Genomic DNA, 18790 nt, shown 5'->3' with positions numbered 1-18790 from the left:
GGCGATGAGCGATGAGACGGTGGCGCCCGAGGAGGCCGCCACCCACCCCAAACTGCCCTTTGCCTTTGCCCGTCGCTTCGCGGTGATGCTGGCCAAGGAGGGGGAGGAGCTGGTGCTGTTTCACGGCCCTTCGGCACAGCCCAAGGCGCTGCTGGAGGCCCGGCGCCTGGCGGGCCGGCCGCTGCCACTGCGGCCGCTGGAAGCCAATGCTTTCGACATCAAACTGACCGAGCAGTACCAGCAGGACTCCTCCGAGGCCCAGCAGCTGATGGAGGACATCGGCAAGGACGATGACCTGGCCTCCCTGGCGGACGAACTGCCGGAGACCGAAGACCTGCTGGACGCCGACGACGATGCGCCCATCATCCGCCTGATCAACGCCCTGCTGTCGGAGTCGATCAAGCTGGGGGCGTCGGACATCCACGTCGAGACCTACGAAAAAGAGCTGGTGGTGCGCTTTCGCATCGACGGCGTGCTGCAGGAGGTCCTCAAGCAGCAGCGCAAGATCGCGCCGCTGCTGGTCTCCCGCATCAAGGTGATGGCCAAGCTGGACATCGCCGAGAAGCGGGTGCCCCAGGATGGCCGCATCTCCCTTCGCATCGGCGGCCGTGCCGTGGACGTGCGGGTCTCCACCATGCCCAGCTCCCGCGGTGAGCGGGTGGTGATGCGTCTGCTGGACAAGAACCAGTCGGTGCTCAACCTCGAGCAGCTGGGGATGGCCGGCTCCATTCGCGACCAGTTCAATACCCTGATCCGCCGTCCCCACGGCATCCTGCTGGTGACCGGGCCTACCGGTTCCGGTAAGTCCACCACCCTGTACGCCGGCCTGACCGAGATCAACTCCCGGGATCGCAACATCCTGACGGTGGAAGACCCCATCGAATACGAGCTGGAGGGGATCGGTCAGACCCAGGTGAACGCCAAGGTGGACATGACCTTCGCCCGTGGCCTGCGGGCCATCCTCCGTCAGGACCCGGACGTGGTGATGGTGGGGGAGATCCGGGACCTGGAAACCGGCCAGATCGCCGTCCAGGCCTCCCTGACCGGCCACCTGGTGATGTCCACCCTGCACACCAACACCGCTTCCGGTGCCATCACCCGTCTGCAGGACATGGGCATCGAACCCTTCCTCATCTCCTCCTCGCTGTTGGGCGTACTGGCCCAACGCCTGGTGCGGACCCTCTGCTCGGAGTGCAAGGCCCCCTACACCCCCAACGCCCGTGAACGGGCGATGCTGGAACTGGGCCCCGGGGAGAACCCCACCATCTTCAAGGCCGCCGGCTGTGACCATTGCAACTACAGTGGCTACAAGGGCCGGACCGGGATCCACGAGCTGCTGGTGGTGGACGACACCATCCGCGAGCTGGTGCACGGCGGTCGGGGCGAGCTGGCCATCGAGAAGCACCTGCGTGAAACCACGCCCTCCATTCGTCAGGATGGTTGCCGCAAGGTCCTCGCCGGGGTCACCACCTTGGAGGAAGTGCTGCGGGTGACTCGGGAGGAGTAAGCCATGGCGGCATTTGAATATCAGGCCCTGGACACCCGGGGCCGTCAGGTCAAAGGGATCATCGAAGCGGACACCGCGCGCCAGGCGCGCAGTCAGCTGCGCGAGAAGCAGATGATGCCCCTGGAAGTGGTGCCGGCGGCGCAGAAGGAACAGCGCAGCGCCCGGCCTGGTTTCACCCTGTTCAAACCCAAGATCGGTGCCACGGCACTGGCCCTCATCACCCGCCAGCTGGCGACCCTGGTGGCCGGTGGTCTGCCCCTGGAGGAGTGCATCAAGGCGGTGGCGGAGCAGAGCGAACAGCCACGCCTGAAGGGCATGCTGATGGCGGTGCGGGCCAAGGTGGTCGAGGGCTACGGTTTGGCCGAGTCCATGGCCGACTACCCCCAGGTGTTCGACGAGCTCTACGTCGCCATGGTGGCGTCCGGGGAGAAGTCCGGTCACCTGGAGGTGGTGCTGGAGCGTTTGGCGGATTACACCGAGCGTCGCCAGGAGCTCAACGCCAAGCTGACCCAGGCCCTGGTCTACCCGGTGATCCTCACCCTGGTGGCGGTCTCCGTGGTGGTGTTCCTGCTCACTTCGGTGGTGCCCGACGTGGTATCCCAGTTCGAGCACATGGGCCAGGCTCTGCCGGCCACCACCCAGTTTCTGATCGACGTCTCGGAATTTCTCCAGCAATACGGGTTCTATATCTTGTTGGCCATGGTGCTGGCCTTCGTCGGCTTCAAGCAGGCCCAGCGCAATCCGGCGTTCAAGCTGCGCTGGCACGAGACCATACTGTCACTGCCCATCGTGGGCAAGGTGTCCAAGGGGCTCAATACCGCCCGCTTTGCCCGCACGCTCAGCACCCTGTCCTCCTCCGGCGTGCCCATGCTGGAGGCGATGAAGATCGCCTCCGACGTGCTGCTCAATCTCAAGGTGAAGAACGCCGTCGCCGAGGCCACCGGCAAGGTGCGCGAGGGCGCCTCGTTGCGGGCTTCGCTGCAGCAGACCAAGCTGTTCCCACCGATGATGCTGCACATGATCGCCTCGGGGGAGAAGTCCGGTGAGCTGGACGACATGCTGGCCCGGGCGGCGGACAACCAGGACCGGGAGTTCGAGTCCCAGGTCACGGTGGCGCTGGCGGTGCTGCAACCGCTGATCGTGGTCGTGATGGCGGGCATCGTGCTCTTTATCGTGATCTCCATTCTCCAGCCGATGCTGGCGATGAACCAGATGATTTAACTCTAAGAGGCATACATAGAATGAAACGTCGTACCCCTAGCCGGACCGCTCAGCGTGGTTTCACCCTGCTGGAAGTGATGGTGGTGCTGGTGATCATCGGGATCCTGGCGTCCATCGTGGCGCCTAACCTGATCGGCTCGCGCGACACCGCCAACGTACAAAAGGCGGTGACCGACATCTCCGGTCTGGAGAGCGCCCTGGGGATGTTCTACATCCACAACAACCGCTTCCCCACCACGGATCAGGGCCTCGAAGCCCTGGTGACCCGCCCCAACAGCGGGCCGGAGCCGCGCAACTACCAGGAGGGTGGCTACATCCAGCGTCTGCCCACCGATCCCTGGGGCAACGCCTACTCCCTGGTCAGCCCGGGTGAGCGCAGCCGTTACGACCTCTGCTCCGCCGGTCCCGACATGCAGCTGGGCACCGAGGACGACATCTGCAACTACAACCTGGGTGACTTCCAGTAATGAGCCCCCGCGGCCCTCGCCAGCAAGCCTCGCGTCAGCGGGGCTTTACCTTGTTGGAGATCCTGCTGGTGCTGGTGGTGATGGGCCTGGCGGCCATGTCCGTGACCCTGGTGATGGGCGGTGACCCGCGCCAGGAGGCGATGCAGAAGGCCGGCGACGAGTTTCGGGTGGTGGTCAACATGGCCCTGGAGGAGGCGGCCCTGTCCGGCGAACAGCTGGGCATCGTGCTGGACGACCCCAGCTACTACTTCGTGCGCTGGAACCTGGACTCCGAGAAGTGGGAGCCGGTCAGCGGCGATCGCCTCTACCGGGAGCGTCAGTGGCCCGAAGGGGTGGAAACCTCCCTGGAGCTCGAGGGACTGCCCCTGATCCAGGAGGACGAGGACACCGGCTCCGACTTCGGCCTCGACGAGTCGCTGTTCGAGCAGACCGAGGAGGAGAAGCGCGCCAACCCGGATCCCCAGTTGCTGCTACTGCCCTCCGGTGAGATGACCGGCTTCTCGCTGTGGCTCATTGCCGACATCCCCGGCCAGCCGGATCTCGAGATGGAGCTCATTGGCGACCAGCTCGGTCGGGTCGAGTGGGCCTACGTGCTGGAAGAGGAGGAGTGGCCATGAGGGCACAGCGGGGCTTCACCCTGCTGGAGGTGCTGATCGCCATGACGGTGTTCGCCACCGCGGCCATCGCCGTGATCAACGCCGCCAACATCCAGCTCTCGGCACTGCCGACCCTGCGGGAGACCACCCTGGCCAACTACGTGGCCCACAATCGGCTGGTGGAGGCCCGGCTGGAGAGCGATTTTCCCGATCTGGGCACCCGTTCCGGCCGCAGCGAGATGGCCGAGCGCGAGTGGCACTGGCGCCAACAGGTGATCAAGGCGTCGGACGAGAACCTGCGCCTGATCCGGGTCCAGATCAGCCTGGACGACCGTTTCGACGGCGTATTGGCCGAGGCAGAGACCTATGTGGCCAAACCGGATTAAGCCCACGCAGGGGTTCACCCTGCTGGAGATGCTGCTGGCCATCGCCATCTTCGCGGTGATCGGCGTGGCCTCTGCCACCGTGTTGCAGCAGGTGACCAAGGTCAACAGCGTCAGCGAGGAGGCGCAGCAGGAGCTGCGCGGCCTGCAGCAGGCGATGTCGATGATGGAGCGGGATTTTGGCCAGATGGTGCCCCGCACCAGCCGCGGTGTGAACTCCGATGAGGGGGGCGCCCTGTTCGAGGTGGGGGAGAACCGTTTCGGCTCCGACGCCGAGGGGATGCGCTTCTACCGCCTGGGCTGGCTCAACCCCGAGGGCCGCCTGCCCCGGGGATCCATTCAGCAGGTGATCTACCGGATCCAGGAGGAGAAGCTTCAGCGTCTCTACACCCTGTACCCGGATCCGGTGGAGGGGGAGGAGCCCCTGGTGCTGGACCTGCTCGAGGGGGTGATCAGCCTCAAGTTCGCCTTCTACCTGGAAGACAAGTGGCAGACCCAGGAGGTGGACGGCAGCGTTTTCCCCCGGGCGGTCAGTGTGGAGATCGAAACCGAGGACTACGGCATCATCCAGCGTCGCTTCTTGCTGGCCGAAGGCTTCGGCGCCCAAAGCGGCGAAGAGGGCGGTGACGACAATGGCGGCTCCGGCAACAACAGCGGCGAGTCCAACACCGGCAGTGGTTCCGGCAACGGCGGCACCACCCCGGGCGGGGCCAGTGAAGGGGAGGAGCCGGGCTCATGAGACGTCAACAATCGGGCATGGCCCTGCTGACGGTGCTGCTGGTGCTGGCGGTGATCACCACCCTGGCCGCCGGCATGACCCAGCGCAGCCAGCTGTCGGTGCGCCGCACCACCAATATGGCCGCCTTCGATCAGGCCTACTGGTACGCCCTGTCCAGTGAAGCCCTGGCCAAGCGGGTGCTGAAGCAGGACTTCGAGGACGCCGACGGCACCACCCACATGCAGCAATACTGGGCCACCGCCAACGTGGTGTATCCGGTGGAGCGCGGGCAGATCGCCGGTCAGATCGACGACATGCGTTCTTGCTTTAATCTCAATGCCTTGTCCCGGGGATTGACCCAGGAAGAGCAGAACAAGGATCCTTACCAAAAGCCCTTGGCGGGCCGCCAATTTATGGCCATGCTGGAGGCTATGGAGATCGACAACTACTGGGCGGAGCTGCTGGCGGACCGGGTGCGGGATTTCACCGACGCCGACGATCGCCAGGACGGCAGCTTCGGTGCGGAGGACGCGGAGTACGCCTCGCGTCCCATCCCTTACATGACCCCGAACCAGCTGATGATCCACCACAGCGAACTGCGGGCGGTGTTGGGCACCAACCAGCAGCTGTACCGGGCCCTGCGCGACTACGTGTGCGCCATCCCCGGTGACGACAGCCAGCAACTCAACGTCAACACCCTGCCGGTGGAGCGCGCGGCGCTGCTGGTGGGGATGCTGGAGGGCAAGCTTAGCCTCAGTGAGGCGGAGAGCCTGATCCAGGCCCGGCCCGGTGACGGCTGGGAGGACACGCAATCTTTCTGGGAGGAACCCACCATGCAGCGTTTGCAGGTGGATGCCCAGACCAAGTCCACCCTGGTGGTGGACAGTCAGTATTTTCGGCTCCGCGGAGCCGCCAAAGTAGACAACGCGGTATTTCGATTGGAAAGCGTAATGCGACGCGGCGGGAACGATAGCCTCACCGTTCTGACCCGCCAGTATGGAGGCCAACAGTGAGCGAACGATTGGTGATCCGCCTGGGCAGCGATGCCGGGCAGTCGATCCCCTGGATTACCTGGTCCGAAGAGCAGCAAACGGTGATCAGTTCCGGGGTGTTACCCGGGGCCGACGGCCTGTCCAGCCTCAGTGAGCGGGCCGGCGGCCGCCCGGTGGAGGTGCTGGTGGACAGCAGCGCCCTGACCCTGACCGAAGTGACCCTGCCGGCCAAGGCCCAGCGCCAGGCCCTCAAGGCCCTGCCCTTCATGCTGGAGGACGAGCTGGCCCAGGACGTGGACCAGCTCCACTTCGTCACCGGCCCCCGCGAGGGGGATCAGCTGTCGGTGGTGGCGGTGCCCCACGGTCAGTTGCAGCGCTGGCTGGGTTGGCTGGAGCAGGCCGAGCTGCCGGTGAAGAAGATCGTCCCCGACGTGCTGGCCCTGGCCCTGGTGGAGGAGACCGAACTGTCGGTCCTGCAGCTGGAGCAACAGCTGCTGGTGCGCAGCGGGGCGGGAAGCGGCATGGTGCTGGAGCCGGACTGGTTGGCCCTGATGGCCGACAACCTGCAGGGGGAGGGGCGTCCCTGGGCGCTGTTTACCCCCCTGGAGCTGCCCGAAGGCATCGAGGCGGCGCCTCAGCCCCTGGAGTTGCCGATGCAGGCCCTGGCCGAGGGCTTTGTCCGTACGCCGGTCAATCTGCTCACCGGCGCCTATGCCCCGGCCAAGGAGTTGTCCAAGCTGGTGTCCACCTGGACCCGAGTTGGGATCGCCGCTGCCGTGGTGCTGGTGCTGGTGCTGGCCCATCGTGGCCTCTCCTGGTATCAGCTGGAGCAGGAGCGTACCGCCTTGCGGGCCGAAGGGGAGCGGATCTACAAGCAGCTGTTTCCCCAGGAGCGCCGGGTGCCCAATCCCCGCAGCCAGCTGGAAGCCAAGGTACGCGCCCTGGGCGGTGCCGGCGCCAGCGGTCAGCTGTTGCCGATGATGGCGGACCTGGAAAGCGCCTTTGCCCAGTTGCCGGAGGTGCGCCCCACCGGCATTCGTTTCGATGGCAACCGTTCCGAGATCCGGCTGCAACTGACCGGCAAGGACTTTGCCCAGTTTGAGCGCTTCAAGGAGCTGGCCAGTGCCCACTTCAACGTGGAGTCCGGGGCCATCAACAACGACCAGGATGGCGTCAGTGGCGTCATGACCTTGAGGGCGAAAGGATGAACAAGTATTGGCAACAGGCCCAGCAGTGGTGGAGCGACCGCACGGACCAGGAGCAGCGCCTGCTGACCCTGCTGGCACCGGTGCTGGTGATCGGGTTGTTCTACTGGGCGGTCTGGTCGCCCATCGCCAACGGCCTGGATCAGGCCGAGCGGGCGGTGCAGGCGGAGCGGGTGGCCCTGGGGCAGATCAAGGACAACGCCAACCGCTACGTCAGCCTGCAGCGGGACAGCGGCCCGCGGCCCGGAGGCGGCAACCTCAGCCAGGTGGCTAGCCGAACCGCGGCCACCAAGGGGCTGACCATTGCCCGGATGCAGCCCCAAGGGGATAAACTGCAGCTGTGGCTGGACGACACCCGCTTTGAGACCCTGATGGGGTGGCTGGCGGAGCTGCAACAGCAGCAGGGCGTGACCGTTGAGGCGCTGGACATCACCGCCGCCAACGATCCGGGTTTGATCCAAGTACGACGGCTGCTGCTGGCGCGGCCGTAACGGAGGACGAGTGCGAGTGTTGAAATACACCCTGCTTGGGGTGGTGCTGTATTTGATGTTTTTGTTGGTCAACGTGCCGGCCGCGCTGGTCTGGCAGTTGGCCCCCCTGCCCAAGGGGGTAAATGCCGCCGGGTTGAGCGGCACCCTGTGGCAGGGCCAGGCGGACCAGCTGACCGTGGCTGGCCGGCAGTTGGAGCAGGTCAGCTGGGAGCTGCACCCCAGCCAGCTGCTGATGGGCCAGGCCGGGCTCAGCTTCCGTCTCGGCGGCGGCGTGGCCCGGGGCGAAGGCACCCTGAGCTACGGCTTCGGTGGCCTGGAGGTGGACAGCCTGCGCTTCAGTGCGCCCCTGCCCTGGCTGCTGGGCAACACCCGCCTGCCGTTTCGCACTCAGCTCAATGGGGCCGCCACCCTGAGCCTCAATGACAGTGCCCAGGGCAGCCCCTGGTGCGACCGCCTCAGCGGTCGAGTGCTGGTGGACACCCTGGATGTGCGCAACCAGTTTGGCCAGTTTCCCCTGGGTAACCTGGCGGGCACCCTCAGCTGTGAGCAGGGCAACCTCAAGCTGCTGATGGATGAGGCGGAGAACGAGATCGGTGTCCAGGGCCAGGCGATGCTGCTGGCGGACAACCAGGTGCAGGTGGCGGCCAGCATCCGGCCCACCGACGCCCAGCCGGAAGACCTGCGCAAGGCGCTGGCCTTCCTCGGGCAGCCCGATGGCGAGGGCGCCTATCCCTTCAACTACAACGGCCCCATTCCTGGCCTGTAAGTCCCGAGGCGAGGCATGAGCAAATCGGACAAACCGAAGATCCTCGCCGCCGAAGTGGTGGCCCAGAGCCGGCTGTTCACCGTCGAACAGCTGGATCTGCGGTTCTCCAATGGCGCCCACCGCCGCTACGAGCGGATGAAGGGGGCCAACCGGGGGGCAGTGATGGTGGTGCCCATGCTGGACGCCGAAACCATGTTGCTGGTGCGGGAGTACGCCGCTGGCACCCACAGCTACGAGCTGGGCTTCCCCAAGGGGTTGATCGATCCCGGTGAAGAGATGCTGATGGCCGCCAACCGGGAGCTGCAGGAGGAGATCGGTTACGCCGCACGGGAGCTGACGCACCTGATGCAGGTTTCCCTGGCGCCGGGTTATTTCGCCAGCCGGATGGAGATCCTGCTGGCCCGGGATCTGTTCCCCAGCCGGCTGGAGGGGGACGAGCCAGAGCCGCTGGAACTGGTGCCATGGTCCATTCACGAAGTGGATAAACTGCTACAACAGCAGGATTTTTCTGAGTCCCGGTCGATCAGTGCCTTGTTTTTGGCCTTGAAGCAGTTGAAACTTACACCTTAACAGCGTTCGTCCAAGATAAGGTGGTGGAGCCGTGACTCACCTGCAATCCTTGCTTGAACCGGTGATGACCATCGCACGGGAAGCGGGACAACAGATCCGGGGCATCTACGAGGCGGGGGAATACCAGTCCCTCACCAAGTCCGACAATACTCCGGTCACCTCGGCGGATTTGGCCGCCCACGAATCGATCCTCTCTGCTTTGCGGGCCCTGACCCCGAACATCCCCATCCTGTCCGAGGAGGACGCCGAGGTGCCCCTGGCCGAGCGGCGCACCTGGCAGGAGTACTGGCTGATCGATCCCCTCGATGGCACCCAGGAGTTCATTGCCCGCAGCGGCGAGTTCGCCGTCAATATCGCCCTGGTGCGGGATCACCGGCCGGTGCTTGGGGTGATCTATGCCCCCATGAGTGAAACCTGGTACTACGCCTGCCAGGGCGGTGGTGCCTTTAAGCGCCAGGGTGAAACGCGCCAGGCGATCCACGCCCGCGTGGTGAAGCCCGGTGACGAACTGCGCATCGCCGTCAGCCGGCGCCAACGCAAGGAGGCGGTGATGGAGCGGCTGGATGAGCAGCGCCGTTACTTGCTGCTGCCCTTTGGCAGCGCCTCCTTGAAATCCTGCATGGTGGCGGAGGGGGAAGCGGACTGCTATCTGCGCCTGGGCCCCACCGGTGAGTGGGACACCGGCGCCTCGCAATGCATCGTCGAGGAGGCGGGCGGGCGCATTGTCGATACCTGCTACCAGGCACTGAGCTACAACAAGCGGGAGACGCTGGAGAACCCCAACTACATGGTGCTGGGCTCCCAGGCGCTGCCCTGGCCGGAGATCCTGCCACCGGGGCCGGAGTGCTTCTTCGATTGATCAAAAAAGGCGGGGACTCCCCGCCTTTTTCAGTTCTGCGTTGCCCGTTCGTCGAGAAACTGATGCACCGCGTCCGGTGCGCCCTGGAAGAGCACCGGGGCACTCTGCTTCTCCAGCTGATAGCGATACATGGGATCGTAATACTGGGTCAGCATCCGGGCGATCCAGCCCCGATGCCCGGAGACGTCACCGCTGCGCCGCTGCAGCGCCAGGGCGTCGGTCATCCGCTGGCGCAGGTCCTGATGCAGGGCGCCGCCTAAGCGTCGCCGAACCCGGTCCAGGCTGCCCAGCAGGTAGGTCTCAAAGTCCTCAAAGCCGCATTCAGAGTCCTGAGCCTGGTAGTCCTGGGCCATGGTGACCACGTAATCCTTGGTGATCTGGTCGATGCGCACCTCGTCGTCCACCTCCAGCAGCACCCGCGGCGCCGCCACCATGGCGTTGAACAGCTCAAGGGGGATCGACTCCCGACCGATCAGCCGGCTCTCATCTTCCAGCAGCAGCTGACGGTGGCCGTCCTCCTGATGGTGCATCAGGGCGATGGCCAAGGTGTTTTCGAAGTCGATTTGGCTGGGCTGACCGCCCAGGCGGCGACCGAAACTGGAGCCACGGTGGTTGGCCAGCCCCTCGAGATCCACGCTGTCGCGCCGCTCATTGAGAAAGTCGGTTTTGCCGCAGCCGGTCATGCCACCGAGGATCACCAGATCCCCGTGCTGCGCCACCTGTTCGGTCTGAGCGATCAAGTAGCCGCGCATCCCCTTGTAGCCCCCCTCGATGTAGGGGCGGGTGATCCCCGCTTCCGTCAGCCACTGCTGGCTGAGCTGGGAGCGCAGGCCACCGCGGAAGCAGTAGAGCAGGGTCTCGGGTTGGGCGCTGACCTGGCTGAGCCAGGCGTCGATGCGGGCCTGTTTTACCGGGCCCTGTACCAGCTGGTGACCCAGGGTGATGGCTGCCTGCTGGCCCGCCTCCTTGTAGCGGGTGCCCACCTGCTCCCGCTCGCTGTCGGTCATCAGCGGCAGGTTGATGGCGCTGGGGAAGGCGCCCTTGGCAAACTCTACCGGCGCGCGCAGATCAATCAGTGGCACCCCACTCAGCAGCAGCGGGCGATATTCGCTGGCGGGTAACCGGGTCATGCCCGCAGCTCCACCCGGGGGCCGTCGCTGGGGGCGGACAGCCGGCCAATGCAGCCGTGGGGCAGCCCGGCGGCGGCCAGGCAGGCCTCCAGCTCCGGGGCAGCGTGCTCGCTGACGGCCACCAGCAGGCCTCCGGAGGTTTGCGGGTCGCAGAGGATGGCCCGCTGCTCGTCGCTGAGGGGGCCCAGGTGCTCGCCGTAGCTGTCGAAGTTGCGGCCGGTGCCCCCGGGGACGCAGCCCTGGGCCAGGTAGTGGGCCACCTGATCGAGCAGGGGCAGGGCAGCAAAGTCGAGCTCGGCGTGCAGGTCTGCGCCCTGGCACACCTCAATAAGGTGGCCCGCCAGACCAAAACCGGTGACGTCGGTCAGCGCTGAGACGCCGTCGATGCGGGCCAGGGCGGTGGCGATGGTGTTGAGTTGACACATCGCCTCGATGGCGATCCCCTCGTGCTCCGGCGCCAGTTTCTTCTGTTTCTGCGCCGTGGTGAGGATCCCCACCCCCAGAGGTTTGGTCAGGTAGAGGCGATCCCCGGCCCGGGCCGTGTCGTTGCGCTTGAGCCGGTCCAGGGCCACCTGGCCGGTGACCGCCAGGCCAAAAATGGGCTCCGGGGCGTCGATGCTGTGGCCTCCAGCCAGGGGGATCCCGGCGTCGCGGCAGGCGGCTCGGCCGCCGTCCACCACCTGCTGGGCGATCTCCGGGGCCAGGGTATTGACCGGCCAGCCGAGGATGGCGATGGCCATCATGGGGTTGCCGCCCATGGCGTAGATGTCGCTGATGGCATTGGTGGCTGCGATGCGGCCGAAGGTAAAGGGATCATCGACGATGGGCATAAAGAAGTCGGTGGTGCTGATGATGCCGGTGTGCTCATCCAGCGCGTACACCGCGGCGTCGTCCCGGGAGGCGTTGCCCACCACCAGCCGGGGCTCCGGCACCTGGGGCAACTGGCTGGCCAGGATGGTGTCCAGCACCTTGGGGCTGATCTTGCAGCCGCAACCGGCGCCGTGGCTGTACTCGGTGAGTTTGATGGGGCTCATGGGCAATCTCGTTACGTCGGGGAAGGGGCATCATACCCCATGGGCATTCAGGGCGTCTCCTGTCTGGATCCCGGCCACAAAATTGGGCAAAATTTCCCCTCAAATCAACTTGGTGGCTTGAGCCCCCTCAGACGGGGCGCTAGATTGTCGCCCATACCGGCCCCTCCGGTTTTCGCAGTACGGAGTTCCCATGCAGTTCAAAACCCTCGGACTGGCCCTGTGTGCGCTGTTGCTCAGCGCCTGCAGCGATTCCAGCTCCACCAAGAATTTTACCGGCACCCTGCGTTTCGCCACCTTCCACGTGGACATGGCCTACGACAACAGCCAGGGCTACAACCAGCTGCTGGGTGAGCTCAGTGCCCCCGCAGCGCAGCAGCCGGAGCGACTGCGTAACCTGGCGGCGGTGATCCAGCAGCGCTACCAGGAGCGCCAACCCGATGTCCTGCTGCTGACCGGCTTCTCCACCGACATGCTCGGTGAGGTGGCGGACGACACCGCCATCCGCCTGTTCCAGGAGAACTACCTGGCCGTGGCCCAGGGGCCGGATCTTGACCCCATCAGCTACTCCCACTACCTGGTGGCCACCACCAACTCCGGATTCCGGATGTCCGGTCATGACGTCAACGGCGACGGCCGCGAAGGGCAGCTGCCCGAGGACGCCCAGGGACGTGGCCATTTCCACGGCCAGGACGCCTTCGTCCTGTTGTCCAAATACCCCCTGGACGCCGGCAATGCCCGCACCTTCCGTGACTTCAAGTGGCAGGACGTCAACCAGGCGGTCAAGCCCAACCACGCCGATGGCAGCGCCATGGACCAGAACACCTGGGAAGCGATGAGCGTCATGTCCACCAACTTTGTCGACGTGGCCATGCGCCTGCCGGACGGTCGCCAGATCAGCCTGCTGGCCACCCAGCTCGAGTCCCAGTGGCCCCGGGACGGCTCGGACTACTCCGACTTCCACCACAAGCGTAACGGCGCCCAGCTGCGGTTTATCACCGACTACATCAGCTCCAAGTCCTCCGATGCCGATTACCTGGTGGACGACGAAGGGCGTCGCGGCGGAGTGAACCTGAGCCGCCCCTTCGTGTTGATGGGCAACCTCAACAACGACGAGGACCACTACGCCAAGACGGTGACCGTGGGCGAACGCCAGAGCCACCGCTTGAACAACGGGGCCATGGCCCAGATGCTGACCTACAGCGAACTGCTGCGCTACAACGGCAACGTCAACTACGACCCCAACACCCCGGGCAGCACCGCCGGCGATCTCTACGCCGGTCAGACCGATTCCAACCACTACCACCCGCTGGTGTGGACCGGTCTGTACGGCGCACGGATGGACTACGTGTTGGCCCACAATGACCTGAGCATCGCCGGCAGCGGGATCTTCTGGCCCCTGGACGGGGAAGACGGCTTCCAGTGGTTCTACGACGCCGAAGGACAACCCGACCCGGCGCTGAGCTCCCACCAGCGGCTGGTCTGGGTGGACATCGATTTCGGTCGTTCGAAGTAACCCAATTGCATTGAAAAAGGCGCCGTCAGGCGCCTTTTTTCGTTTGATGGCTACCCGGACTCAGAGCCAAACTCAGCCAACAGGGCATCCAGCACCCGCTGTGGGGCTTCCAGTTGGGGGTAGTGACCCACACCGGGCAAGGTGACCAACCGATGCTGAGGGCAAAGCTCGGCAAAGCGCTGAACCAGGGAGGCCCCTGAGATGGGGTCCGCCAGGCCATCGATCAGGGTGACCGGCACCTCGGTGCGTTGCAGGGCGCCCACCCAGCGGTCGCGATGGGCTTTGCGCTCCGCCATGTAGTGCAGCAGGGCCGGCAGCACTTGCCGACCGCTGCACTGGTTCAGCAACTGCCACAGCACCTCAAGTTCCGCCTCGGCCGGCGGGGTTTCACCCCAGATCCGTTTGAGGCTCTTTTCGAATCGGTTCTGGCCCAAGAGCTTGCTCAGCAGGGGGCCGAGCGGACCGGCCATCAGCCGCTGCACCGGCAGGGGCTGATGGGCCTCGGGAAACAGCCCACCGTTGAGCAGGGTTACCTCGGTCCAGTGGACCGGGCTGTGCCCTTCAAGCTGGCGGGCCAGCAGTTCCTGGGCCACGGTGTCCCCGTAGTCGTGGGCCAGCAGGGCTGCTGACTCGATCTGCAGATGGGTCATCAGTTCCAGAAGCAGCTGGGTCTGCTCGCCGATGCGATAGGCGTGAGGGTGAGGCTTGTCGCTGAGGCCAAAACCCAGCAGGTCCGGCGCAACCAGGGTGAAGCGCTCGGACAGGGCGGGCCACAGGGCCCACCAGTCCCAACTGGCGGAGGGGAAGCCGTGGATCAGCAGCAGTGTGGGTTTGCCCGGCCGGCTGTGGTGGCGATAGAAGAGCCGATGCCCCTGCCAATGCCAGTACTCGCCCTGGGCCTGCCACTGCTGAACGCTGGGAACCATGCGGCCTCCTTGGGATGAAAAGCACTCACCCGGCCAGGGGCCGGGTGAGGTTTGGGGTCAGGCGAGCTGGGCGTGGGCCTGGGCCCTTAAGCTCTGCCACTGTCGCTTTTGCTGCTCAAACGCCTGGTGCAGTTCGGTCAGTTGCTGGCGGGCACTGCGGTCCAGCTCGTGTTTGTGCAGCTTGAGCTGGCGCTGCTTCTCACCGTAATAGGCTTGCAGGCGCGACAGCAGATGATCGTACTCCGCTTCCAGCTTGGCCAGCCACTCCTGGGCGGTATGGTGATCGGCTAACAGACGTTGGCTGGACTTCAGTTGCATCGCCAGTCGAGCGGACTCGATGCGATCGGCCGGCACCCGGCGCAGCCCCTTGGCCAAGCCAAGCTTCTCCAGGCCGCGAATGAGCCATTTTGTGGGGTCGAAGTGCCACCAGCGGATCCCGTTGCGGTAGTCGTACTCGAAGGTGTGGTGGAAGTTGTGGTAGCCCTCGCCAAAGGTCACCAGTGCCAGCACGCCGTTGTCCCGGGAGCTGTGCTGATCGCTGAAGGGCTGGGTGCCCCAGATGTGGGCCAGGGAGTTGATAAAGAAGGTGCCGTGGTGCACCAGTACCAGGCGCAGTACCCCGGCCAGCAACAGCATGCCAAGCACGTCTCCGGTGAACCAGCCCACCAAAGCCGGCAGGCCAACGTTGGTGGCGAGCACCCACTTGCCGTAGTGGTTGTGCTGGTTCATCACCACCGCATTCTTCTGCAGATCCCGGACGTTGTTGTAGGTGGACTCGGTCAGCGGTTGGTACTCCCGCAGCATCCAGCCAATGTGGCTGAACCAGAAGCCGCGACCGGCGGAGTAGGGGTCGCGCTGGTTGTCGTCCACGTGTTTGTGGTGGCGACGGTGATCGGAGCTCCAGTGCAGGATGCTGTTCTGCAACGCCATGGCGCCGCCAATGGCCAGCAGCCACTGGACCACCGGGTGGGCCTGCCAGGCTTTGTGGGACCAAAGCCGATGGTAACCGGCGGTGATGGAGATGCCACTCCAGAGCCAGAACAGCAGGGCGACCCAGAGGGCTTCGGCCTGGTAACCCACCAGGAAACCGTAAAGGGGTACCAGCACCAGGGCACCCAGCAGGGTGAGCGCGAACAGCAGATTGTTAACCAGGATCAGACGGGGCTTGTTATCGGACATGTTGGAATAATGTTTTCAGCTTACAACTGTTAGCCATTTTCTTCAGAAACGCCGAAAAAGCAAGCGCGACGGAGGTCGGGATGCGAAAAGGCAGGGAACAGGTTACTATCTTGCTGATTTGCCGAACGGGAACGACATCATGGGGATCCGAGCCCAGCAGAAAGAAAAGACGCGCCGTGCGCTGGTGGAGGCCTCCTTCAACCAGCTCAGCGCCGAACGCAGTTTCTCCAGCCTGAGCCTGCGGGAAGTGGCCCGAGAAGCGGGCATCGCGCCAACCTCTTTCTATCGCCACTTCAAAGACATGGAAGAGCTGGGGTTGACCATGGTGGACGAAGGGGGGCTGACCCTGCGCCAGTTGATGCGTAAAGGCCGGCAACGGGCGGCCCAGGGGGGCAGCATCATCCGGGTGTCCATCGAGACCTTCCTGGAGTTCATCGATTCCAACCCCAATGTGTTTCGCCTGTTGCTGCGTGAGCGCTCCGGCACCTCGGCGGCGTTCCGCTCCGCGGTGCAGCGGGAGATCGAACACTTCATTGCCGAGCTGATGGAATACCTGCAGGCCAACGCCGGGCTGACCGTCGAGGTGGCGCACGCTCAGGCCGAAGCCATGGTGATCCTGGTGTTCAGTGCCGGCGCCGAAGCCTTGGACATGACACCGAAGAAGCGCAAGGTGCTGGCGGAGCGCCTGGTCCTGCAGCTGCGGATGATCGTCAAAGGGGGCGCGGCACTCTGACCGGCCGCGCCATCCAAAAGGGGAGCCTGAGGCTCCCCTTTTTCGTAATGGCTTAGCGGCGCTCCAGCAGCACACCCGCTTCCATATGGTGGGTGTAGGGGAACTGGTCGAACAGCGCCAATCGGGTGATCTTGTGGGTCTGCCCAAGGGTGTTCAGGTTCTCCAGCAGGGTATCCGGGTTGCAGGAGATGTAGAGGATGCGGTCGTACCCCTGCACCATCTTCTCGGTAGCCGGGTCCAGCCCGGAGCGGGGCGGATCGACAAAGATGGTATTGCAGTCGTAGTCGCCCAGCTCAATCCCCTTGAGGCGTCGGAAGGCGCGGACACCGTTGATGGCGTCGGTAAAGTCCTCGGCGGACATGCGCAGGATGGTCAGGTTGTCGACGCCGTTCTTGGCGATGTTGTACTGGGCGGCTTCCACCGAGGGTTTGGCCAGTTCGGTGGCCAGCACCTTGCGGAAGTTCTGGGCCAGAGCAACGGAGAAGTTGCCGTTGCCGCAGTACAGCTCCAGCAGGTCGCCGCTGCTGTCGCGGGTGACGTCCACCGCCCACTCCAGCATCTGCTCCGCCACCTTGCCGTTGGGCTGGGTAAAGGAGTTCTCAATTTGACGGTAGTGGTAGGGTCGGCCATGGACCGTCAGTACCTCTTCGACGTGGTCCTGTTCGAGGGTCAGCTTCTGCTTGCGGGCGCGACCGATAAAGTGCACCCGATGGCCCCACTGGGCCCGCAGTTCATTGATGGCCGCCGCCCATTCGTCGTCCAACTGACGATGGTAGAGCAGGCTGATCACCAGCTCGCCGCTCAGGGTGGAGAGAAAGTCCACCTGAAACAGTCTGCGGCGCAGGATGGGGTTGGGCCGCAGCGCCGCCATCAGCTTGGGCATGTACTCGTTGATGAGTGGGCTGGCGGGCAGGTACTGCTCGACTTTCACCTTGGCCTGCTGGACTTGATCGAACATGATGTAGTCCAGATCGTCGCCATCGTGCCAAACCCGGAACTCTGCCCGCATACGGTAGTGCGCCGGCTCGGAGCGGAACACCTCCAGCTCAGGGGCAGCAAAGGGGGCGAACATGGCGCGCATGCGCTCACACTTGGCCTCAAGCTGTTGGTCATACTGTCGGGGATCGAGGGCAGCCAGATCCATGAGGGTCTCCACAGGGCAACGTCAAAGGGGGCAAATTCTAATCAGCCCCGCCGCCAAGTCCAGTACCAATGACGCTCTGGGTTTCAGTATGACTGCTTTGGCCACTTCCGGGCAGGCCGCGACAACGGCCTGTGCTTTCAGTAGGATCAGGGCCAGCCAATTGCAATGAATACTGAACACCCCATGGGCGCCATCTTAATCTTTGACTCTGGACTGGGGGGCCTGACCATCCATGAGCACATCCGTCAGGCGCTTCCCGACCGTCCGGTACGCTACCTGGCGGACAACGCTCGCTTTCCCTATGGCGAGCTGGCTCCGACCGAACTGATTGATGGCTGTGTTGCGCTGATTCGACAACAGGTCGAGGCCCACCCCATCGATCTGGTAGTGATCGCCTGTAACAGCGCCAGCACCCTTGTGCTGGAGGCCCTGCGCGCGGCCATCCCCTGCCCGGTGGTGGGCGTCGTGCCCGCCATCAAGCCGGCGGCGGCACTGAGCTACCAGAAGGTCATCGGTTTGTTGGCCACCCCGGGCACCGTCCAGCGCCCCTATACCGATCAGCTGGCGGCGGACTTTGCCGCGGATTGCCAGTTGCTGCGTCTGGGCAGCAGCGAGCTGGTGCGCCTGGCGGAGGCCAAACTCAATGGGCAGAGCGTTGCCACCGGCGAGGTGGCCCGGATCCTCACCCCTTTTACTCAAGGCGATCTCCGTCCGGATGTGGTGGTGCTGGGTTGCACCCACTTCCCGCTTCTTAAGGAGGAGATCGCCCAGGCCCTGGGGCCCCAGGTACGTCTGGTGGACTCCGGGGCGGCCATCGCCCGTCGCGTGAGTCAGTTGCTGGCCACGGATAAGCCGCTAACGGGCGATAAGCCTCAAGGCGTCTTTATCCATACCGGCACGGCGCCCGGGGCGGCATTAAATGCTTATTTGGCGAAGCAAGGGCTCTCCACCCACGAAAAAGCGCTGTTTTGAACACCACATTGACCGTGAAACACCCATCCTGATGGATGTTTGGTCACTCAGTAAGAAATTCGACAAATCCCCCTTGCCGGCGCCGAATCCCGCCCTATAATGCGCTCCCTGTCGACGGGGCACAGCGGGAAACAAAGCGCTGCGCTGCCAGAGGGCCCCAAGGGGTGCTGGTTAAAATGTCGACGGTCGGATGGGAAAGTTCAAAGCGGCCCTTGACGACGACGGAGGAAAGCGTAGAATGCGCCTCCTGCCTTGAGAGAGGCAACGCTCTTTAACAATTAGTCAGACAATCTGTGTGGGCACTCACGCGGGATTGAGATTTCATCATTTATCTCAATGCTAACTGAGTGACACCAAGTTAATTCAGTATTCATTGAGTAGGTC

General features: G+C 64.4%; 20 protein-coding genes. 15 read left to right on the top strand and 5 right to left on the bottom strand.

Annotated elements, in window-relative coordinates; all coding sequences use genetic code 11:
* The first annotated feature begins 4 nt into the window (after positions 1-4).
* From gspE to cysQ, 12 genes are read left to right on the top strand one after another with little or no spacing between them, the layout of a single operon-like run.
* The gene (gene gspE, locus KUV81_RS18085; RefSeq protein ID WP_222545466.1) at positions 5-1507 is read left to right on the top strand and encodes a type II secretion system ATPase GspE; all 1503 of its coding nucleotides are present in this window, start codon (positions 5-7) and stop codon (positions 1505-1507) included.
* Positions 1508-1510: 3 nt separating this feature from the next.
* Positions 1511-2728: a type II secretion system inner membrane protein GspF gene (gspF, locus tag KUV81_RS18080; RefSeq protein ID WP_222545299.1), complete on the top strand. Its 1218-nt coding sequence runs from the start codon at positions 1511-1513 to the stop codon at positions 2726-2728.
* A 20-nt stretch (positions 2729-2748) separates the two neighbouring features.
* The gene (gene gspG / locus KUV81_RS18075; RefSeq protein WP_222545298.1) at positions 2749-3195 is read left to right on the top strand and encodes a type II secretion system major pseudopilin GspG; all 447 of its coding nucleotides are present in this window, start codon (positions 2749-2751) and stop codon (positions 3193-3195) included.
* The gene (gene gspH, locus KUV81_RS18070) at positions 3195-3812 is read left to right on the top strand and encodes a type II secretion system minor pseudopilin GspH (protein WP_222545297.1); all 618 of its coding nucleotides are present in this window, start codon (positions 3195-3197) and stop codon (positions 3810-3812) included. Before gspG ends, gspH begins: the two co-directional genes overlap by 1 nt.
* Positions 3809-4177 (top strand): type II secretion system minor pseudopilin GspI, encoded by a 369-nt coding sequence (gene gspI, locus KUV81_RS18065; RefSeq protein WP_222545296.1) that lies wholly within the window; start codon positions 3809-3811, stop codon positions 4175-4177. Before gspH ends, gspI begins: the two co-directional genes overlap by 4 nt.
* On the top strand, positions 4158-4913 hold the full coding sequence (gene gspJ, locus KUV81_RS18060) for a type II secretion system minor pseudopilin GspJ (RefSeq protein ID WP_222545295.1): 756 nt from the start codon (positions 4158-4160) through the stop codon (positions 4911-4913). The genes gspI and gspJ overlap by 20 nt, the downstream gene beginning before the upstream one ends.
* The gene (gene gspK, locus KUV81_RS18055; RefSeq protein WP_222545294.1) at positions 4910-5905 is read left to right on the top strand and encodes a type II secretion system minor pseudopilin GspK; all 996 of its coding nucleotides are present in this window, start codon (positions 4910-4912) and stop codon (positions 5903-5905) included. Before gspJ ends, gspK begins: the two co-directional genes overlap by 4 nt.
* Positions 5902-7092 carry a type II secretion system protein GspL gene (gspL, locus tag KUV81_RS18050; protein WP_222545293.1) on the top strand — a complete coding sequence of 397 codons (1191 nt, stop codon included), beginning with the start codon at positions 5902-5904 and terminating at the stop codon, positions 7090-7092. The genes gspK and gspL overlap by 4 nt, the downstream gene beginning before the upstream one ends.
* On the top strand, positions 7089-7580 hold the full coding sequence (gene gspM, locus KUV81_RS18045) for a type II secretion system protein GspM (protein WP_222545292.1): 492 nt from the start codon (positions 7089-7091) through the stop codon (positions 7578-7580). The genes gspL and gspM overlap by 4 nt, the downstream gene beginning before the upstream one ends.
* 10 nt (positions 7581-7590) lie before the next feature.
* The gene (locus KUV81_RS18040) at positions 7591-8346 is read left to right on the top strand and encodes a type II secretion system protein N (RefSeq protein WP_222545291.1); all 756 of its coding nucleotides are present in this window, start codon (positions 7591-7593) and stop codon (positions 8344-8346) included.
* Positions 8347-8361: 15 nt separating this feature from the next.
* A complete protein-coding gene (gene nudE / locus KUV81_RS18035; RefSeq protein WP_222545290.1) occupies positions 8362-8916 on the top strand; it encodes an ADP compounds hydrolase NudE in 555 nt (184 codons plus the stop codon).
* Positions 8917-8947: 31 nt separating this feature from the next.
* Positions 8948-9775 carry a 3'(2'),5'-bisphosphate nucleotidase CysQ gene (gene cysQ / locus KUV81_RS18030; protein ID WP_315900101.1) on the top strand — a complete coding sequence of 276 codons (828 nt, stop codon included), beginning with the start codon at positions 8948-8950 and terminating at the stop codon, positions 9773-9775.
* Positions 9776-9804: 29 nt separating this feature from the next.
* Here the strand turns inward: cysQ and mnmH are convergent, their stop codons facing one another.
* Positions 9805-10905: a tRNA 2-selenouridine(34) synthase MnmH gene (gene mnmH, locus KUV81_RS18025; RefSeq protein WP_222545289.1), complete on the bottom strand. Its 1101-nt coding sequence runs from the start codon at positions 10903-10905 to the stop codon at positions 9805-9807.
* The gene (selD, locus tag KUV81_RS18020; RefSeq protein ID WP_222545288.1) at positions 10902-11939 is read right to left on the bottom strand and encodes a selenide, water dikinase SelD; all 1038 of its coding nucleotides are present in this window, start codon (positions 11937-11939) and stop codon (positions 10902-10904) included. The genes mnmH and selD overlap by 4 nt, the downstream gene beginning before the upstream one ends.
* Before the next feature lie 190 nt (positions 11940-12129).
* On the opposite strand from selD, the gene KUV81_RS18015 reads away from it, so the two are divergent.
* Positions 12130-13452, top strand: a complete 1323-nt coding sequence (locus KUV81_RS18015; RefSeq protein ID WP_222545287.1) for an endonuclease/exonuclease/phosphatase family protein — start codon at positions 12130-12132, stop codon at positions 13450-13452.
* A 50-nt stretch (positions 13453-13502) separates the two neighbouring features.
* On the opposite strand, the gene KUV81_RS18010 is transcribed toward KUV81_RS18015, so the two are convergent.
* Positions 13503-14378 carry an alpha/beta fold hydrolase gene (locus KUV81_RS18010; RefSeq protein ID WP_222545286.1) on the bottom strand — a complete coding sequence of 292 codons (876 nt, stop codon included), beginning with the start codon at positions 14376-14378 and terminating at the stop codon, positions 13503-13505.
* 57 nt (positions 14379-14435) lie between these two features.
* The gene (locus KUV81_RS18005) at positions 14436-15557 is read right to left on the bottom strand and encodes an acyl-CoA desaturase (protein ID WP_222545285.1); all 1122 of its coding nucleotides are present in this window, start codon (positions 15555-15557) and stop codon (positions 14436-14438) included.
* A 139-nt stretch (positions 15558-15696) separates the two neighbouring features.
* Between KUV81_RS18005 and fabR the strand changes: the two genes are divergently transcribed.
* Entirely contained in the window at positions 15697-16290 is a 594-nt protein-coding gene (fabR, locus tag KUV81_RS18000; RefSeq protein WP_222545284.1) for an HTH-type transcriptional repressor FabR, read from the top strand.
* A gap of 52 nt (positions 16291-16342) precedes the next feature.
* Here fabR and trmA read toward each other — a convergent pair whose 3' ends face one another.
* Positions 16343-17434 (bottom strand): tRNA (uridine(54)-C5)-methyltransferase TrmA, encoded by a 1092-nt coding sequence (trmA, locus tag KUV81_RS17995; protein WP_222545283.1) that lies wholly within the window; start codon positions 17432-17434, stop codon positions 16343-16345.
* Positions 17435-17617: 183 nt separating this feature from the next.
* On the opposite strand from trmA, the gene murI reads away from it, so the two are divergent.
* A complete protein-coding gene (gene murI, locus KUV81_RS17990) occupies positions 17618-18406 on the top strand; it encodes a glutamate racemase (protein ID WP_222545282.1) in 789 nt (262 codons plus the stop codon).
* Positions 18407-18790: the final 384 nt, after the last annotated feature.

This window comes from Ferrimonas balearica (assembly GCF_019802085.1).
Taxonomy (GTDB): Bacteria; Pseudomonadota; Gammaproteobacteria; order Enterobacterales; family Shewanellaceae; genus Ferrimonas; species Ferrimonas balearica_B.
This window is presented reverse-complemented; position numbering and strand designations above follow the sequence as displayed.

Coding starts and splice junctions, on each gene's coding strand:
- gspE (WP_222545466.1), top strand. CDS start 5: ATGAGCGATGAGACGGTGGCGCCCGAGGAGGCCGCCACCCACCCCAAA.
- gspF (WP_222545299.1), top strand. CDS start 1,511: ATGGCGGCATTTGAATATCAGGCCCTGGACACCCGGGGCCGTCAGGTC.
- gspG (WP_222545298.1), top strand. CDS start 2,749: ATGAAACGTCGTACCCCTAGCCGGACCGCTCAGCGTGGTTTCACCCTG.
- gspH (WP_222545297.1), top strand. CDS start 3,195: ATGAGCCCCCGCGGCCCTCGCCAGCAAGCCTCGCGTCAGCGGGGCTTT.
- gspI (WP_222545296.1), top strand. CDS start 3,809: ATGAGGGCACAGCGGGGCTTCACCCTGCTGGAGGTGCTGATCGCCATG.
- gspJ (WP_222545295.1), top strand. CDS start 4,158: ATGTGGCCAAACCGGATTAAGCCCACGCAGGGGTTCACCCTGCTGGAG.
- gspK (WP_222545294.1), top strand. CDS start 4,910: ATGAGACGTCAACAATCGGGCATGGCCCTGCTGACGGTGCTGCTGGTG.
- gspM (WP_222545292.1), top strand. CDS start 7,089: ATGAACAAGTATTGGCAACAGGCCCAGCAGTGGTGGAGCGACCGCACG.
- nudE (WP_222545290.1), top strand. CDS start 8,362: ATGAGCAAATCGGACAAACCGAAGATCCTCGCCGCCGAAGTGGTGGCC.
- mnmH (WP_222545289.1), bottom strand. CDS start 10,905: ATGACCCGGTTACCCGCCAGCGAATATCGCCCGCTGCTGCTGAGTGGG.
- selD (WP_222545288.1), bottom strand. CDS start 11,939: ATGAGCCCCATCAAACTCACCGAGTACAGCCACGGCGCCGGTTGCGGC.
- KUV81_RS18015 (WP_222545287.1), top strand. CDS start 12,130: ATGCAGTTCAAAACCCTCGGACTGGCCCTGTGTGCGCTGTTGCTCAGC.
- KUV81_RS18010 (WP_222545286.1), bottom strand. CDS start 14,378: ATGGTTCCCAGCGTTCAGCAGTGGCAGGCCCAGGGCGAGTACTGGCAT.
- KUV81_RS18005 (WP_222545285.1), bottom strand. CDS start 15,557: ATGTCCGATAACAAGCCCCGTCTGATCCTGGTTAACAATCTGCTGTTC.
- fabR (WP_222545284.1), top strand. CDS start 15,697: ATGGGGATCCGAGCCCAGCAGAAAGAAAAGACGCGCCGTGCGCTGGTG.
- trmA (WP_222545283.1), bottom strand. CDS start 17,434: ATGGATCTGGCTGCCCTCGATCCCCGACAGTATGACCAACAGCTTGAG.
- murI (WP_222545282.1), top strand. CDS start 17,618: ATGGGCGCCATCTTAATCTTTGACTCTGGACTGGGGGGCCTGACCATC.